14 protein-coding genes, 1 tRNA gene and 1 pseudogene are annotated in these 15,956 nt (G+C 69.6%); 10 read left to right on the forward strand and 6 right to left on the reverse strand.

Annotation, left to right across the window (positions count from 1 at the left end; genetic code table 11):
* Positions 1 to 2: 2 nt before the first annotated feature.
* Positions 3 to 1,649: a maltose alpha-D-glucosyltransferase gene (gene treS / locus Mterra_RS02795; RefSeq protein WP_119313775.1), complete on the forward strand. Its 1,647-nt coding sequence runs from the start codon at positions 3 to 5 to the stop codon at positions 1,647 to 1,649.
* A gap of 230 nt (positions 1,650 to 1,879) precedes the next feature.
* Here treS and nhaA read toward each other — a convergent pair whose 3' ends face one another.
* The 3 genes from nhaA to Mterra_RS02810 all read right to left on the reverse strand — a co-directional run bounded on the left by nhaA (position 1,880) and on the right by Mterra_RS02810 (position 5,499).
* Positions 1,880 to 3,154: a Na+/H+ antiporter NhaA gene (gene nhaA / locus Mterra_RS02800; RefSeq protein WP_119313776.1), complete on the reverse strand. Its 1,275-nt coding sequence runs from the start codon at positions 3,152 to 3,154 to the stop codon at positions 1,880 to 1,882.
* Between the two features lie 206 nt (positions 3,155 to 3,360).
* Complete coding sequence (locus tag Mterra_RS02805; protein ID WP_119313777.1) at positions 3,361 to 4,794, reverse strand: sensor histidine kinase; 1,434 nt, start codon at positions 4,792 to 4,794, stop codon at positions 3,361 to 3,363.
* A 12-nt stretch (positions 4,795 to 4,806) separates the two neighbouring features.
* Positions 4,807 to 5,499 carry a response regulator transcription factor gene (locus Mterra_RS02810; protein ID WP_119313778.1) on the reverse strand — a complete coding sequence of 231 codons (693 nt, stop codon included), beginning with the start codon at positions 5,497 to 5,499 and terminating at the stop codon, positions 4,807 to 4,809.
* Between the two features lie 142 nt (positions 5,500 to 5,641).
* Here Mterra_RS02810 and Mterra_RS02815 point away from each other — a divergent pair, with 142 nt between their 5' ends.
* Positions 5,642 to 6,112 carry a universal stress protein gene (locus Mterra_RS02815; protein WP_119313779.1) on the forward strand — a complete coding sequence of 157 codons (471 nt, stop codon included), beginning with the start codon at positions 5,642 to 5,644 and terminating at the stop codon, positions 6,110 to 6,112.
* Between the two features lie 328 nt (positions 6,113 to 6,440).
* On the opposite strand, the gene Mterra_RS02820 is transcribed toward Mterra_RS02815, so the two are convergent.
* A tRNA-Thr gene (locus Mterra_RS02820) sits at positions 6,441 to 6,515 on the reverse strand.
* Between the two features lie 91 nt (positions 6,516 to 6,606).
* Between Mterra_RS02820 and rph the strand changes: the two genes are divergently transcribed.
* The 6 genes and pseudogenes from rph to Mterra_RS02845 all read left to right on the forward strand — a co-directional run bounded on the left by rph (position 6,607) and on the right by Mterra_RS02845 (position 9,997).
* On the forward strand, positions 6,607 to 7,350 hold the full coding sequence (rph, locus tag Mterra_RS02825; protein ID WP_245971499.1) for a ribonuclease PH: 744 nt from the start codon (positions 6,607 to 6,609) through the stop codon (positions 7,348 to 7,350).
* Positions 7,351 to 7,359: 9 nt separating this feature from the next.
* A pseudogene (locus Mterra_RS23010) lies at positions 7,360 to 7,911 on the forward strand (non-canonical purine NTP pyrophosphatase); the annotation flags it as partial.
* A gap of 126 nt (positions 7,912 to 8,037) precedes the next feature.
* Entirely contained in the window at positions 8,038 to 8,649 is a 612-nt protein-coding gene (gene rdgB / locus Mterra_RS23015; protein WP_027893948.1) for an RdgB/HAM1 family non-canonical purine NTP pyrophosphatase, read from the forward strand.
* A 94-nt stretch (positions 8,650 to 8,743) separates the two neighbouring features.
* Positions 8,744 to 9,190, forward strand: a complete 447-nt coding sequence (locus Mterra_RS02835) for a hypothetical protein (protein WP_119313782.1) — start codon at positions 8,744 to 8,746, stop codon at positions 9,188 to 9,190.
* 56 nt (positions 9,191 to 9,246) lie between these two features.
* Complete coding sequence (locus Mterra_RS02840) at positions 9,247 to 9,591, forward strand: plastocyanin/azurin family copper-binding protein (protein WP_119313783.1); 345 nt, start codon at positions 9,247 to 9,249, stop codon at positions 9,589 to 9,591.
* A 7-nt stretch (positions 9,592 to 9,598) separates the two neighbouring features.
* The gene (locus Mterra_RS02845) at positions 9,599 to 9,997 is read left to right on the forward strand and encodes a hypothetical protein (RefSeq protein ID WP_119313784.1); all 399 of its coding nucleotides are present in this window, start codon (positions 9,599 to 9,601) and stop codon (positions 9,995 to 9,997) included.
* A gap of 78 nt (positions 9,998 to 10,075) precedes the next feature.
* On the opposite strand, the gene carB is transcribed toward Mterra_RS02845, so the two are convergent.
* Entirely contained in the window at positions 10,076 to 13,210 is a 3,135-nt protein-coding gene (carB, locus tag Mterra_RS02850; RefSeq protein ID WP_119313785.1) for a carbamoyl-phosphate synthase large subunit, read from the reverse strand.
* Positions 13,211 to 13,473: 263 nt separating this feature from the next.
* Between carB and Mterra_RS02855 the strand changes: the two genes are divergently transcribed.
* Positions 13,474 to 14,259, forward strand: a complete 786-nt coding sequence (locus Mterra_RS02855) for a CPBP family glutamic-type intramembrane protease (RefSeq protein WP_119313786.1) — start codon at positions 13,474 to 13,476, stop codon at positions 14,257 to 14,259.
* A gap of 17 nt (positions 14,260 to 14,276) precedes the next feature.
* Positions 14,277 to 15,047 (forward strand): hypothetical protein, encoded by a 771-nt coding sequence (locus tag Mterra_RS02860; protein WP_119313787.1) that lies wholly within the window; start codon positions 14,277 to 14,279, stop codon positions 15,045 to 15,047.
* 174 nt (positions 15,048 to 15,221) lie between these two features.
* Here Mterra_RS02860 and Mterra_RS02865 read toward each other — a convergent pair.
* Positions 15,222 to 15,956 (reverse strand): lactate/malate family dehydrogenase (locus tag Mterra_RS02865; protein ID WP_119313789.1); only part of this gene is annotated, 735 nt, incomplete at its 5' end.

Raw genomic sequence — 15,956 nt, forward strand, 5'->3', positions numbered from 1 at the left:
CTATGGCCGCACCTGCCGACGGACTGTGGTTCAAGGACGCGGTGTTCTACGAGCTGCACGTGCGCAGCTTCCAGGACTCCAACGCCGACGGGATCGGGGACTTCCCCGGGCTCACCAGCCGCCTGGACTACCTGCAGAAGCTGGGGGTGGACTGCTTGTGGCTCATGCCCTTCTACCCCTCCCCCCTGCGCGACGACGGCTACGACATCGCCGACTACAAGAACGTCAACCCCGACTACGGCACCCTCGACGACTTCCGCCGCTTCCTCGAGGAGGCCCACGCCCGCGGCCTGCGGGTGATCGCCGACTTGGTGGTCAACCACACCTCCGACGCCCACTTCTGGTTCCAAGAAGCCCTCAAGGGCCCCGACAACCCCTACCACGACTACTACGTCTGGAGCGACACCCCCGAGCGCTACAAGGACGCGCGCGTCATCTTCATCGACACCGAGCACTCCAACTGGGCCTGGGAGCCGAGGGTGGGCAAGTTCTACTGGCACCGCTTCTTCTCCAGCCAGCCCGACCTCAACTACGACAACCCCCGCGTGCAGGAGGAGATGCTCGACGTGGTGCGCTTCTGGCTCGAGCTAGGCCTCGACGGCTTCCGCGTAGACGCCGTGCCCTACCTCTTCGAGCGCGAGGGCACCAACTGCGAGAACCTGCCCGAGACCCACGCCTTCCTGGCGAGGCTGCGCCGCTTCGTGGACGAGCACTTCCCCGGGCGGCTGCTGCTGGCCGAGGCCAACCAGTGGCCCGAGGACGTCATCCACTACTTCGGCACCGCCGAGAACCCCGAGTTCCACATGTGCTTCAACTTCCCGCTGATGCCGCGCATCTTCATGGCGCTGCGCCGGGAGGAGCGCCGCCCCATCGAGGAGATCGTGGGGCGCCTCCCCCCCATCCGCGAGGACTGCCAGTGGGCCATCTTCCTGCGCAACCACGACGAGCTGACGCTGGAGATGGTCACCGACGAGGAGCGCGACTACATGTACAGCGAGTACGCCAAGGAGCCGCGCATGAAGGTGAACCTGGGCATAAGGCGGCGGCTGGCGCCCTTGCTCGAGGGCGGCCGGCGGCAGCTCGAGCTCGTGCATTCCTTGATCTTCACCCTCCCCGGCAGCCCCATCCTCTACTACGGCGACGAGATCGCCATGGGCGACAACATCTACCTTGGCGACCGCCACGCGGTGCGCACCCCCATGCAGTGGAGCATCGACCGCAATGCCGGCTTCTCCCGCGCCGACGCCAGCCGCCTCTACAGCCCCGTGATCGTTGACCCGCCCTACGGCTATCAGGGCGTCAACGTCGAGGCCCAGGAGCGCAGCCCCACCTCCTTCCTCAACTGGATGCGCCGCATCCTGGCCGTGCGCAAGCAGTACCGCGTGTTCGGCCGCGGCGAGATGATCTTCCTGCGCCCCCAAAACCCGAAGGTGCTCGCCTACGTCCTGAGCTACGAAGACCAGGAGGTGCTGGTGGTCAACAACCTCTCCCGCTTCTCCCAGCCCGTCGAGCTCGACCTGCGCCCCTGGGCCGGCAAAGTCCCCGTCGAGATGATCGGCGGCACCCCCTTCCCCCCCATCGGCGAACTGCCCTACTTCGTCACGCTGGGGCCGCATTCGTTCTTCTGGTTCCGGCTGGACAGGCAGTGAGGGAGCGGGAAGCAGTCAGCCGCCCGCCGAAGCCCCGTGGCCCGTGCAAAACCCCGCCCCGCGCGCGGGGCGGGGGTATCCCCCCAACCCCCCTTGTTAAGGGGGGTGAAGAAGGGGCGTCTTGCGTACGGCGTACGGCGTACGACGTAGGACGTACGACCGGCGTTTGGCGTTTTGCGTCTTGCGTCTTGCGTACGACGTACGACGTACAACGCACGCCCGGCTATCGGCTATCGACCATCGACGCCCACGGGCTGCCGCCCCGTGGCCCACGCCAGGAAGCCTAGCCCCACCAGCGCCGCCACCACCGAGGCCGAGAGCACGCCGATCTTGGCCTGGTTCAGCAGCGTGGCCGAGCCCTCGAAGGCCAGCGTGGCTACGAACAGCGACATGGTGAAGCCGATGGCGCCCAGGAAACCCGCGCCCAGGATCATGGGCCAGGTGACGCCCGCGGGCAGGGCGGCGATGCCGGAGCGCACGGCCAGCCAGCAGACGCCGAAGATGCCCAGCGGCTTGCCCAGCAGCAGGCCCAGCGAGGCGCCCGTCGCCACCTCCCCGAAGCCGGCCCCGGCCACGCTCACGCCCGCGTTGAAGAAGGCGAAGACCGGCATGATGAAGTAGGCCGACCAGGGGTGGAGGGTGCGCTCGAGCCGGTGCAGCGGGCTCTGGGCGTTGCGCAGGGTGTCCTCGAGCGAGTCCATCTCGGCCTCGAGGTTCTCGGGGTCGCGGCGGGCGGCCTCGTCGAGGGTGGTGCGGAGGTCGGGGAGGGCCACCGCGCGGCGCAGGGGGACGGCGAGCGCGAGGAGCACCGCGGCCACGGTGGGGCTCACGCCGGACTCGAGCGTGAAGTACCACATGAACGCCCCCGCCAGCAGGTAGGCGAAGAGGTTGGTGACCCCGGCCCGCCCCAGCAGCAGGGCGACGCCGAAGAAGCCGAGCGCGGCCAGCAGGGCGGTGAGGTCGAGGCCCTGGGTGTAGAAGAAGGCGATCACCAGCACCGCGCCCAGGTCATCGACGATGGCGAAGGCGGTGAGGAAGACCTTGAGCCCCAGCGGAACCCGCTTGCCCAGCAGCGAAAGCACCCCGATGGCGAAGGCGATGTCGGTAGCCATGGGCACGCCCCAGCCCGCCAGCCCGGCGCCGGCGGCGTTGAACAGCACGTAGACCAGCGCGGGCACCACCATCCCGCCCAGGGCCGCCAGGATGGTCAGCATCGAGCGGCGGGGGTCGGAGAGCTCGCCCTGCACGATCTCGCGCTTGATCTCCAGGCCCACCAGCAAGAAGAAGAAGGCCATCAGGAGGTCCTTGACCCAGCTCGCCAGCGGCTTCTGCAGGCCGGCGTCGCCGATGTTCAGCCCGACGGGGAGTTGCTTGAGCTCGAAGTACCAGCTCGAGGCCGGCGAGTTGGCGACGGCGAAGGCGACCACCGCGGCGGCGAAGAGGATGAAGCCGCTGCGGGCCTCGCTGTTCCAGAAGTCGATGAAGGGCCGGACGATTCGACGCATGTTTCCTCCTACATAAAAGGCGGAGACCGGTTGACAGTCTCCACCCGTGCGGCTGCCGGAGGCCGCGCTCCCGCTGCGGAAGCAGCGAATTGTGGCTCGAGTATACCAACAGGCTTCCTGCGCGGGCCGCCGGCGGCCCATAGCCACCCCCGGCACGTGCGAGGGGGCTTGCAGGCGATGCTGGGACGACCGGCCATCGGCAATCCCTACCGGTCGGGCGGCGCGGGCGCCTGCAGGGGCAGCCGCACCGCGACGGTGGTGCCCCGCCCGACCTGGCTCTCCACCGTGACCGCTCCCCCGTGCCGCTCGACGACCCAGCGGGCGATGGCGAGCCCCAGGCCGCTGCCGCCCTTGTTCCGGCTGCGGGCCGGGTCGGCACGGTAGAAGCGCTCGAAGACGTGGGGCAGGTCCTCGGGCGGGATGCCGATGCCGGTGTCGCTCACCGCGAGCCGGGCCTCCTCCCCCTCCGCACGCAGCGACAGCCGCACCTCGCCGCCTTCGGGGGTGTACTGGATGGCGTTGTCGAGCAGGATCAGGACGAGCTGCTTGAGGTGGTCGCGGTCGCCCAGCACCCAGGCCCCCTCGAGCCCGGGGGCCTCGAGCCGCTGCCCCCGCAGCAGGTAGCGCGCCTCGGTGAGCGCCTCCTGCGCCACGGCCCTCAGCTCGACGGGGGCCCTGCGCAGCGGCAAGCCCGCGTCCCCACGGGCCAGGGTCAGCAGGTCGTTGACCAGCCGCGACAGGCGCACGGCCTCGCGCTCGGCCATGCGCAGGGTCTTCTCCCGCTCGGCGGCGGGCATCTGGGGGTAGCGGCGCAGGAGCTCGAGGTTGCCCTGGATCGTCGCCAGCGGGGCGCGCAGCTCGTGGGAGGCGTCGGCCACGAAGCGCTTCTGGGCGCCGTCGGCCTCCTGGAGGCTGGAAAGCATCTGGTTGAAGGTCTCGGCCAGGCGCGAGAGCTCGTCGCCGCCGGGGCGGCCCTCCACCCGGCGCGAGAGGTCGCGCGAGCGGGCGATCTGCTGGGCGGCGCGGTTGAGCTGGTCGATGGGCCGCAGCCCGATGGCCGCCAGGGCCAGGCTCAGGCCCAGCACCCCCAGCACCGACAGCACGATCAGGCCCACCAGCAGCAAGCCCAGCGAGCGCACCGAGCGGTCGAGGCTACCCAGCGGGGTGAGGGCCTCGAGGTAGCCCAGCACCTCCCCCTCGCGCTCCAGCCGCTGCACCAGCGTGCGCCAGCGGGTGCCCTCGCCCCGGCTCAGGCCGAAGGCCGCGCCCGCGGGGGTCACGCCGGGGGGTGTCCAGCCGAGGAGGCCCCACCCGCGCGGCCGGGCGGGCGCCTGCTCGAGGAAGCGGGCGGGGTCGATGAGGGGCAGCTCGGGGACGCGGCGCGAGGTGCGCTTGAGCTTGCCGCCGGGGCCGTAGAGCCGGAAGGCGACCTCGAGCTCGGAGAGGTCGGCCTCGAGCACGTAGGAGGTGCCCGAGGCCCGCCACCCTGCGGCCACGTGGTTGGCCGACAGCAGCAGCACCTGGTCGAGCAGGCGGTACTGCCCCTGCACGTAGGCCCCCCAGCCCAGCAGCGCCACCAGCGTCACGATGAGCGCGGTGGTGGTGCCGTACCACAGGGCCAGGCGCAAGCGGATGGACACGGCTCGCCCCCGCTAGGCCTCCGCGGGCAGCGCCCGCAGCACGTAGCCCACCCCGCGGATGGTCTGGATCAGCCGCGGCTCGCCGCCGGCCTCGAGCTTCTGCCGCAACTGCTTGACGTAGACCTCCACCACGTTGGGGTCGCCGAAGAAGTCCTCACCCCAGATGCGGTCGAGGATGCTGCTCTTGGAGAACACCCGCTCGGGGTTCTCCACCAGAAGCTGCAGCAGGCGGTACTCGAGCCCGGTGAGCTGGATCTCGCGCGAGCCCCGGAAGGCGGTGTGCGCGGCCGGCTCCATCCGCAGGTCGGCGTAGGCGAGCACCTCGGGCTGGGGCTCCTGGTCGCGCATGCGGGCGCGGATGCGCGCCAGCAGGATCTCGAAGTGCACCGGCTTGAGCACGTAGTCGTCGGCGCCGGTCTCGAAGCCCAGCACCTGGTCGTCGGGGGCGTCCTTGCCGGTGAGCAGGATGACCGGGAGCTTCTCGTTGACGGCCTTGAGCCGCCGCAGGACCTCGAGGCCCGAGAGCTCGGGCAGCATCCAGTCGAGCACCACCAGGTCGGGCGGCTGCTCGCGCGCCACCCGTAGCCCCTCCTCGCCGCTGGCCGCCGTGGCGACGGCGTAGCCCTCGTAGGTGAGCCCGACCCGGAGGAAGTGGGTGATGCCCTCGTCGTCGTCGATGACCAGAATGCGTTTCAGGACGATCACCTCCCCGGCTCGAGCATACAGGCTCAGGCCCGGCTCAGCCGCACTCAGCCGGAACTCAGCCCGTGCTCAGCCTTCGCTTAGCCTCAGGACAGAGCCCATTCAGGCGGGCCGCCTACGCTGAGGGCGGAAGGAGCTGGCCGGAATGGACTACCAACGCGTGCTGATCCCCGTGCACATCGGGGCCAACAGCCAGGAGGTCGCGCGGGAGGGCCTGGAGATCGCCCGTAACCTCGGGGCCAAGGCCTGCTTCCTCTTCGTCAAGGACAGCACCCTGCGCCACTACCTCAGCCTCGCCGGATACCCCTCGGCCTCCCCAGGCCGCGGCGAGGAGGAGGTCGAGCAGGCCATGAACGTCATGGGCTGGCGGGTGCTCGAGGACGACCTGGCCCTGGCCCGCCGCCTGGGCGTGGAGGCCGAGGCGCAGTTGCTGGGGGGTAACCCCCTGGCGGCGATCCTTGCCGAGATCCGGCCCGGGGACCTGATCGTGGTGGGCTCGCACGAGCGCGGCAGCCTCGGCCACCCCAACCTGGGCTCGGTGGCGCGGGGCCTGGTGGAGAAAGCCCCTATCCCGGTGCTTACCGTGCGGCTGGGCCGTCCGGTGGCTCTGGCGTGAGGCGTTGGGGGTAGGATGCCGGAAGACGTCGATAGCCGATAGCCAAACGCCGCGCCCGGCGTCGTGCGTCCTACGCCGTACGTCGTACGCAAAACGCAAGGCGCAAAACGTCCTAGACCCTCGACCCTCGACGCTAACCCGGAGGGCCGGGGGGGATAACCACGAGCCACAGCCACAGGCCACTGGCTGCGAGCCCTCCGGCGTGGAGCCTGGGTCCGGTGCCACGCGTAGGCCTTCGCGAAGGCTAACAGATCCGGGCGGGGTGCTGGCGTGGCCTGGGGATGCTTGGGTAAAAGCTAAAGGACGGGGTGAGAACCCCGTCCCAGGCTGGAGCCGGTGGTCGGATTTGAACCGACGACCGCTCGATTACGAATCGAGTGCTCTACCGCTGAGCTACACCGGCCCGCAGACAGCTATGTTAGCCGGTTTTGGCCCCAGCGGCAAGTGCGCTCGCTTGACGGGGGGCGCCTCGAGGGAGGATGCTGTGGGCTGCCGTGAACCTTCCTCCCGATACCAAGAGCGCCCGCAAGGACGGGCGCGAGGCCCTGCAGATGCGCCCGCTCAAGCTCGAGCTCGGCTACAGCGCCTACGCCGAGGGCTCGGCATTGGTCGAGCTCGGCCTGACCCGCGTGCTGGTGACGGTCTCGCTCGCCGACGGGGTTCCGCGGCACGTCTCGGCCAAGGAGGGCTGGCTGATGGCCGAGTACAACCTGCTGCCGCGCTCGACCAAGGAGCGCAAGGAGCGCGAGCGCCACAAGCTCTCGGGCCGCACCGCCGAGATCCAGCGCTTCATGGGCCGCGCCTTCCGGGCCGCCCTCGACCTCTCGCTCCTGCCCAACAAGACCGTGATCATCGACGCCGACGTGCTCCAGGCCGACGGGGGCACCCGCGTAGCCTCGCTGCTGGGCGGCTACGCCGCGCTCTACGCCGCGCTCGACCGGCTGGTGATGCTGGGCAAGATCGACGAGTGGCCCCTGAGCGAGTTCGCCGCCGTGAGCCTGGGCTGGTTCGGGGAGGACCGCATCCTCCTCGACCTCACCCACCACGAGGACGAGAGCGCCTGGGCCGACCTGACGGTGGTGGCTACCAAGGACGGCGACGTCATCGAGGTGCACGGCGGGGGCGAGGGCCGCCCGGTGCCGCAGCCTGTCTACCGGCGCATGCTCGAGACCGGCCTGGGCCAGATGCCCGAATTGATCAAAACCGTGCACGCGCAGATGCGAAAACCCCTATCCTAGGAAACGGCCATGCGCGTACTGGTAGCCACCAACAAAGAGCCCAAGCTCGCCAAGCTTCGCGAGCTTCTGTCCCCGCTGGGGTGGCAGCTCGAGCCCATCGGCGGCTACGCCGGCCTGCTGCCCGACCCCGACGCCTCCGGCGAGGACCTCACCGAGCGCGTGCCCGTCGTGGCCGCGCACCTCGCCGACCTCAGCGGCCTGCCCATCCTGCTCGACGAGAGCTGCTTCGAGTACACCCACGCCGGGCAGCGGGTGTTCTTCTCGCTGCAATTCGGCCCCGGCTCCTCGGAGGAGGAGCGCCGCAAGGTGCTGCTGCAGAAGCTGCAAGGGCTGCCGCCGCAGGAGCGCGTGACCCGCTTCATGACCGTGCTCACCCTGGCCTACCCCCAGGGCCAGACCGAGACCTACGTCGGCGAGACGCAGGGCGTGCTGCTGCACAAGCCCAAGGGCGAAGGCGGCGTGGGCTACGACGCGCTGTTCTTCGTGCTCGAGGCGGGCAAGACCCTCGCGGAGATGTCCGCTGCCGAGCGCGAGCGCTTCTCGCCGTGGGAGCGGGCCGTGCGCCGGCTGCTGGGGCACCACATCATGGACCACCTGCACCCCACCGTCGAGCTGTCGCCCCCCGGGTCGTCGGCTACACTCGAGGTGGCCCCGGAGGCCGCCAAGCCCTCCGCCCGCCCTACCCCTATGCGCCTACTCGTCGCCACCAACAACCCCGGCAAGTTCCGCGAGCTGCGCGAAGGGCTCGCGCCCTTGGGCTGGGAGCTCGCCTCCTTGCTCGACTACACCTTCAAGATGCCCCCCGAGGACGGGGCGAGCTTCGAGGACAACGCCATGCTCAAGGCGGCCTTCGCCTGCCGCCAGACCGGCCTGCTGACCCTGGCCGACGACTCGGGCCTCGAGGTCGATGCCCTCGACGGCGAGCCCGGGGTCTACTCCGCCCGCTTCGGCGGCCGCAAGAGCGACCTCGAGCGCAACGTCTACCTGCTCGAGCGCCTGAAGGGCGTGCCGATGGAGCAGCGCACGGCCCGCTTCGTGGCGGTGCTGGCGGTGGCCCACCCCCAGGGCTTCATGCAGATGTTCCGCGGCGTGACCGAGGGCGTGATCCTCGAGGCCCCCCGCGGCGACAAGGGCTTCGGCTATGACCCTTTGTTCTTCGTGCCCGAAGCGGGCAAGACCTTTGCCGAGATGACTTTGGAGGAGAAGGCCCGCTACTCCCACCGCGGCCGGGCGATGGCGCAGTTGCTCGAGGCCTACAAGGACGGCTTCAAGATCCCCGAGGTGAGCTCTTCGGAGTAGGCCTGGCCCCACCGACCGGCGGCTTTCGGGCCGCCGGTTTTTGCCGCTGAATCCGGCCGGCCGCGCCCCGCGTATGGGGGGATGGAGGTGTCCCATGAAGCGAAAATGGCTGATCGGCATCCTGGCGGTCGTGGGCCTGGCGGTGCTGGCCCAAGGGGGGCAGAAACCCCAGGCCCGCTTCGCCAGCCTGGGCGGCGAGGGGCTCAAGGGCAGCGCGGTGCTGGTGACGCTGCCCGGCGGCGAGCACTGGGCTTTCGTGCAGCTCGAGGGGCTCAAGCCGGGCTCGGGGAGCTACGCCAACCACATCCACTTCAACGACGCGGGCGACGCCAGCTGCAAGGCCCAGAACGGCAACAAGATCGTCCCCCTCACCAACCTCGTCGCCGACGCCGACGGCAAAGCCGTGGCCTACACGCTCATCCCCGCCGACAAGGTGGCCGCTTACCCCAAGGGCACCACCTACTTCAATGTGCACGCCAACAGCCCTCAAGCCGTAGGGCCCAGCATCGCCTGCGGCGACGTGAGCGCGGTGGGCGATTAAGAAGGGCTGAAGCCCTGGATGGGGCCGGCGTGCTAAGCTCGGGGCGGAGGTATTCCATGAAAGCGTGGCTCTTGCTGGGATTGGCGCTACTCGGTGTGGCCTGCACCCCACAGGGCGGTGGAGGCGCGCAAACCCCCTGCCCGGCCGTGATCGACATCCCGAGCTTCAGCTACAACCCGAGCGACTGCACGGCGACCGCCGGCAGCAAAGTCCGCTTCAAGAACAGCGACGACGTCCCGCACGGCGCCGTGACCAAGGCGAGCGCCCCCGGGGCCTTCGACACCGGGAACCTGGCGAGCGGTGCCACTTCCGCGGAGATCGCCCTCGACGTCCCCGGAACGTACGAGTACATTTGCACCGCCCACGGGAGCTCGATGGGCGGGAAGATCGTTGTAAAGTGAGGTCACCATGAAAAAAATTCTGACGTGGGTCCTGCTGGGATCGGCTACCGTCCTCCTCTCCCTCGCCCTCGCCCGCCCGCCCTACCGCACGCAGGCGGTCCAGCAGTTCCACCTGAGCCCGGGCGTCACCTGCCAGTTCTGCCACGTCAACGCCAACGGCGGGGCCCCCTGGAACCCCTTCGGCGAGCTGGTGCGCGCCAACTTCAAGGGCACCATCAACGCCGCCCTCTACGAGGCCCTCAAGGCCATGAAGGACTCCGACGGCGACGGCTACCTCGACGCGCTCGAGGTCTTCGCCGGCACCCTGCCCGGCAGCCCCGACAGCAAGCCATTGGTGGACGCCGCCTTCCTCAAGGCCAACTTCGACAAGGCCGGCGGCGTGGACCTCTACAAGCCGGCGCAGTAGCGCCCCGGCGCGACCCGGAGCACTCCCTTCGGCCGGGTAGCCCGTCACCGAACGGTGACGGGCTACCCGAACCGGGTGTCAGGCCCGGTGCCAGTCCTGCAAGGAGCGCACCTCGAGCCCGCTCTCCCGCGCGCGCCTGACGGCCTCGAGGCTCCAGCGGGCGCCCTCGAGGGTGGTGATGAAGGGCTTGCCGCTCTCCACGGCCCGGCGCAGCTCAGGGTGGGGTTCCAGGGCGATCAGCAGGTCATAATCCCCGTCGGAGATCTCGAAGCCCGCCTCCAGCCATTCGGCCCGCAGGGACGACGCGCGCGCCGTCCCTGCGGCATCATCAATAATCCGCACTTTCCCGGAAAGCGGCAGCTTCTGGTTCACGCCCAGCTCGGCGCGGTAGTAGGCCAGGTAGGGGTCGCGGTCGATGCCCATGCTCTCGCCGGTCGAGCGCATCTCGGGGCCGAGCACCGGTATCACGCCGGGGAACTTCAGCCAGGGGATCAGCACCTCCTTAACCGAGTAGAAGGCGGGGGTGGGGTCTTGGGTGAAGCCCAATTCGCCGAGGGTCTTGCCCACCGCGATCAGGGCCGCGTACTTCGCCAGCGGGTGGCCGATGGCCTTGGAGACGAAGGGCACGGTGCGCGAGGCGCGGGGGTTGGCCTCGAGGATGTAGACGGTGCCGTCCTTGAGCGCGTACTGCACGTTGATGAGCCCCCGCACGCCCACCGCCAGGGCCAGCTTACGGGTGTAGGCCCGGACGGTCTCGAGCTGCTCCGGCGTGAGGCTGACGGGCGGCAGCACGGTGGCCGAGTCGCCGGAGTGCACCCCGGCCCGCTCGATGTGCTCCATGACGCCCGCCACCACCACCCGCTCCCCGTCGCACAGCGCGTCCACGTCGAGCTCGAGGGCGCCCTCGAGGTACTGGTCCAGCAGGATCGAGGGGCGCTCGCTGAGGGCGGCGTAGATGCCGCTCAGGTACCACTGCAGCTCCTCGGGGCTGCGCACCACCTGCATGGCCCGCCCGCCCAGCACGTAGGAGGGCCGGGCCATCAGCGGGTAGCCGATCTGCTCGGCGAGCCTGAGCGCTTCGTCGGGGGTGCGCGCCACCGCGCCTTTGGGCTGGGGGATGCCCAGCTCGGCGCACAGGGCGTTGAACTCGGCGCGGTCCTCGGCCTTGTTGATGGCCTCCCAGGAGGTGCCCAGCAGCCTCACGCCGGCGTCGGCGAGCTTCTTGGCGAGCTTGAGGGGGGTCTGGCCGCCCAGCGTGGCGATGACGCCGGCGGGGCGCTCGTGCTCGGCGAGGTTGAGCACGTCCTCCAGCGTCAGGGGCTCGAAGTAGAGGCGGTCGGCGGTGTCGTAGTCGGTGCTCACCGTCTCGGGGTTGGAGTTGACCATGATGGTCTCGTAGCCCTGTGCCCCGGCCTCGCCGGGCCGCTCAGGCGGTATCACGGCTTCGCGCAGCGCCCACACCGCGTGGACGGTGGCGTAGTCGAACTCGACGCCCTGCCCGATGCGGATGGGCCCCGAGCCCAGGATCACCACCTTCTGCTTCTGGGTGGCGCGCACCTCGTCCTCGAGCTCGTAGGCCGAGTAGTGGTAGGGCGTGTAGGCCTCGAACTCGGCCGCGCAGGTGTCCACGGTCTTGTACACCGGCTTCGCGCTCGCCGCCACGCGCTCCTTGCGGGCCACCGCCTCCGAGACGCCCACCAGCTCGCCGATGCGGGCGTCGGAGAGGCCCAGCCCCTTGGCGTAGCGCCAGTCCTCGCGGTCCTCCAGCCGCCACTCCCCCTTCCCCAGCGCGCGCTCGGCCTGCACGACCTCCTCGAACTGGTGCAAGAACCAGCGCTCGATCTTGGTGGCCTGGTAGAGGTCTTCCACGCTCACGCCCCGGCGCAGCAGCTCGAGCACTGCATAAATTCGCGTGGGGCTGGGGTAGAGCTTGGCGAAAAGCTCGGCGTCGGTGAGGTGGGCGAACTCGGCGCGCACGTCGCTCTCGAGGCTGCGCAGCGCCTTGCCGAAGGCCTCCTTGAAGGTACGGCCGATGGCCATGACCTCCCCCACGCTCTTCATCTGCGTGCCCAGCCGGTCGGAGAAGCCGCCGTGGGTGTTGGGCAGGGTGTTGAACTTCTCGAAGGCGAAGCGCGGGATCTTGACCACCACGTAGTCGATGCTGGGCTCGAAGGAGGCGGGGGTCTTCTGGGTGATGTCGTTGGGCAGCTCGTCGAGGCGGTAGCCCACCGCCAGCAGCGCGGCGATCTTGGCGATGGGGAAGCCGGTGGCCTTCGAGGCCAGCGCACTGGAGCGCGAGACGCGGGGGTTCATCTCGATGACGATCATGCGCCCGCTCTTGGGGTCAACGGCGAACTGGATGTTCGAGCCGCCCGTCTCGACGCCGATCTCGCGGATGATGGCCTGCGCCGCGTCGCGCATCTTCTGGTACTCGACGTCGGAGAGGGTCTGCGCGGGGGCGACGGTGATGGAGTCGCCGGTGTGCACGCCCATGGGGTCAACGTTCTCGATGGAGGTGATGATGACCACGGTGTCGTTGTGGTCGCGCATGACCTCGAGCTCGAACTCCTTCCACCCCACGATGCTCTCCTCCACCAGCGCCGAGTGGGTGGGCGAGAGCGAGAGCCCCCGGCTCAGGATCTCGACGAACTCGGCCTCGTCGGCGGCGATGCCGCCCCCGGTGCCGCCGAGGGTGAAGCTCGGGCGCACCACCACCGGGTAGCCCGTGACGCTGCGGGCGAACTCTAAGCCCTCCTCGAGGCTGTGCACCATCTTGCCGCGCGGCACGTCGAGCCCGATCTTGAGCATGGCCTGCTGGAATTCCTCGCGGTCCTCACCCTTCTTGATGGCCGCCGCGTTGGCCCCGATGAGCTCGACGCCGTACTTCTCGAGGATCCCCTGCTCGTAAAGCTGCATCGCCAGGTTGAGCGCGGTCTGGCCGCCCAGGGTGGGCAGCAGGGCGTCGGGCTGCTCCTTGGCGATGACCTTCTCGAGGAACTCGGCGGTGAGGGGCTCGAGGTAGGTGCCCTCGGCCAGCTCGGGGTCGGTCATGATGGTGGCCGGGTTGGAGTTGACGAGCACCACCTCGTACCCCACCGAGCGCAGCGCCTTGACCGCCTGGGTCCCCGAGTAGTCGAATTCCGCCGCCTGGCCGATGGTGATCGGGCCAGAACCGATGATCAGGATCTTCTTGATGTCCGTGCGTGCTGGCATCGCGTCCTCAGCTCTCCAGCCGGTCAGCCTACCACCTTTGGCCGCACGCGGCTCCAAGCGCCCATGCTACCCGAATAAAGATTCCCAATTCAAGCATAAAGTACCGCGCCAGGGCCCGTGGTTCGTCGAGGGCCTAGGGCGTCTTGCGTTTTGCGTCTTGCGTTCGGCGTTCGGCGTTCGGCGTAGGACGCACGACCCGCGCCCCAGCGCTCGACCGCCTGCACCCTCCACACGACCCCAACCCGCGATACACTGCCGTGCGAGTGAGAACCTTCGCCCTCGTCACCTTCTGTGCGGCTACCGTGCTGCTGATCCCCCTCGAGGCCTTCCTCCCCGGCAGCGTCGCCTTCGGCCTGAGCGCCTGGGCGGTCTGGCAAAGCCGCGACGCGGCCTTCCGGCGGCGCATGGGGGTGCTGCTGGGCTGCATCCTGCTGCTGGCGCTGGCCCCCATCAGCACCGACACCCGGCCCGTCAAGTTCCTCACGCTGGGCCTCCCCTTCCTGGCGGTGATCGCCCTGCCGCCCCTGCTGCTGCGGCGCAGCGACCCCGGGTTGCTCAGCTTTCACCTGTGGCCCCGGCGCTTTAGCTGGGTGGAATTTGGCTACGTGCTGCTGTCGGTCCCGCTGGCCTGGGCCGCCTTCCGGCTCTACTTCGGGGTGCTCTCGCCCGAGGTCCCCTTCAACTGGAAGCTGCCGCCCGAGCCCGCGAGCGGCCCGCTGCTCACCCTCTTCGCCGGGATCAACCTGGTGGGCGTGTGGGACGAGCTGTTCTTCGTCAACACCTGCTTCGCCCTCCTGCGCTCGCTCTTCCCCTTCTGGAGCGCCAACCTCGCGCAGTCGGTGGTGTACACCTCGGTGCTCTACGACATGGCCTTCCAGGGCTGGGGGCCGCTGTTCGTGTTCTTCCTGGCCCTCACCCAGGGCGTCATGTTCGAGCGCTCGAGGGTGCTGGTCTACGTGCTGGTGGTGCACCTGATCGTGGACTACTTCCTGTTCCAGGAGATCGTGGAGGCCTACTACCCTGACTTCTCGGTGTGGTGGCACCCCTGAAGCTCGATAATGGCCCCATGAAGCACTGGATGCTGGCAACGCTGGCCGCACTGGCCCCCCTTGGCCTGGCGCAGAAGCCCTTGCAAACCCTGTCCTGGGGCGGCTACGGCGTGCGGATCGAGGGCAAGAGCGAGGGGGGGCAGGTGGCGCGGGTCCTCTCGAGCGGGCGCACCCGGCTCGAGGTGCGGGGCTGGCGGCTGGAGGCCTCGCTGGTCGAGGTCACCGGCAAAGCCCCCAAGGAGTTGCTGCTCACCGACTACTCGGGCGGGGCGCACTGCTGCTTCACCCACTACCTCTTCACCCAGGAGGGCGGGCTGCGCAACCTGATGTACGAGGAGTGGGGCGACGGGGGCATCCAGGAGGTGCGCGACCTCGACGGCGACGGGCGGGCCGAGCTGATCACGGTGGGCGTGTACGCCTACTTCGCCGGCCTCTCCTTCGCCGACTCGCCCGGCGTGACCCGCGTCTACGCCTACGACGGCATCCAGCTCTACGACGCCACCCGGCAGTTCCCCGCCCGCAACCTCCAGGAGATGCAGCGCTACCAGAGCGCCTTCCTCGAGGCCCGCAAGCCGGGCAACCTCTCCGGCATGAAGGGCAGCGCGCTGGGCTACTGGGTCAACGCCCTGGTCATCGGGCGCGGGGCCGCCGCCAAGGGCTGGCTGATGCAGAACGCGCCGCTCGAGGTCAGGAAGTGGCTGCTGGACAACGAGGAAGCCATCCTGAACAGCACTTCGGCCGTGCGGATCAGCTATAACCGCACGCTGCCGCCGCCGGAGGGGCGTTGAGGAGGGCAGTGGCTAGGGGCGCGTGGCCTGTGGCGGGTAACCCGGGGTGAACCGGCCTGGGGCCTAAGCACCCCCGAGGTATGCTTGTCGTTCGTCGGGGCCCCCACGGTGAGCGTAAGTCTTTGCTGAAACTTGCCTCCGTATGGCTATTTGACCAGCTCACCGTGGGGTGACTTAAAACCCCAGCTCCACCGCCGCCTGCTTGAGGACTTGGGCGCTGTGCCCCAGGGCCTGGCGTTCGGAAGGGGAAAGCTGGGGCTCGAGGGTCCTGAGTACCCCGCTCGCCCCCAGGATGCGCGGCAGGGACAGGGCCACCTCCCTCACGCCCTCCACCTCGGGGGTGAGGGTCGAGAGGGTGAAGGCCGAGCGCTCGTCGGTGAGGACGGCCCGCACCAGGCGGGCGAGCCCGGCCCCGATGCCGTGGTAGGTCGAGCCCTTGCCCTCGATGATGCGGTAGGCGGCGCGGCGAACGCCGTCGTCAATGCGGCGGCGCACCTCCTCGTCCAGGCTCTTCCCGCTCTGGCGGGCGAACTCCTCCAGCGCCACCCCGCCCACCTCCGCCCCCGACCACACCAGCACCTCCGAGTCGCCGTGCTCGCCCAGCACGTAGGCGTGCACCGACTGCGGCGAGACCTCGAGCCACTCCCCCAAGAGCGCGCGGAAACGCGCGGTGTCGAGGATGGTGCCCGAGCCGATCACCCGGCTCTCAGGCAGGCCCGAGATGCGGGTGGCGGCCTGGGTCATCACGTCCACCGGGTTGGTCGCGATCAGCAGGACGGCCCCGGGCGCGGCCTCGAGGACGGCGGGGATCACCTGCTCGAAGACCCGCGCGTTGCGCCCCAGCAGCTCGAGGCGGGTCTCCCCCGGCTTCTGCCCCACCCCCGCCGCGATCACCACCGCCGCCGAGCC

The organism is Calidithermus terrae (assembly GCF_003574345.1).
Taxonomy (GTDB): domain Bacteria; phylum Deinococcota; class Deinococci; order Deinococcales; family Thermaceae; genus Calidithermus; species Calidithermus chliarophilus.

Coding starts and splice junctions, on each gene's coding strand:
- rdgB (WP_027893948.1), top strand. CDS start 8,038: ATGCGCCTACTCGTCGCCACCAACAACCCCGGCAAGTTCCGCGAGCTG.
- Mterra_RS02845 (WP_119313784.1), top strand. CDS start 9,599: ATGAAAAAAATTCTGACGTGGGTCCTGCTGGGATCGGCTACCGTCCTC.
- Mterra_RS02840 (WP_119313783.1), top strand. CDS start 9,247: ATGAAAGCGTGGCTCTTGCTGGGATTGGCGCTACTCGGTGTGGCCTGC.
- nhaA (WP_119313776.1), bottom strand. CDS start 3,154: ATGCGTCGAATCGTCCGGCCCTTCATCGACTTCTGGAACAGCGAGGCC.
- carB (WP_119313785.1), bottom strand. CDS start 13,210: ATGCCAGCACGCACGGACATCAAGAAGATCCTGATCATCGGTTCTGGC.
- treS (WP_119313775.1), top strand. CDS start 3: ATGGCCGCACCTGCCGACGGACTGTGGTTCAAGGACGCGGTGTTCTAC.
- Mterra_RS02815 (WP_119313779.1), top strand. CDS start 5,642: ATGGACTACCAACGCGTGCTGATCCCCGTGCACATCGGGGCCAACAGC.
- Mterra_RS02835 (WP_119313782.1), top strand. CDS start 8,744: ATGAAGCGAAAATGGCTGATCGGCATCCTGGCGGTCGTGGGCCTGGCG.
- Mterra_RS02860 (WP_119313787.1), top strand. CDS start 14,277: ATGAAGCACTGGATGCTGGCAACGCTGGCCGCACTGGCCCCCCTTGGC.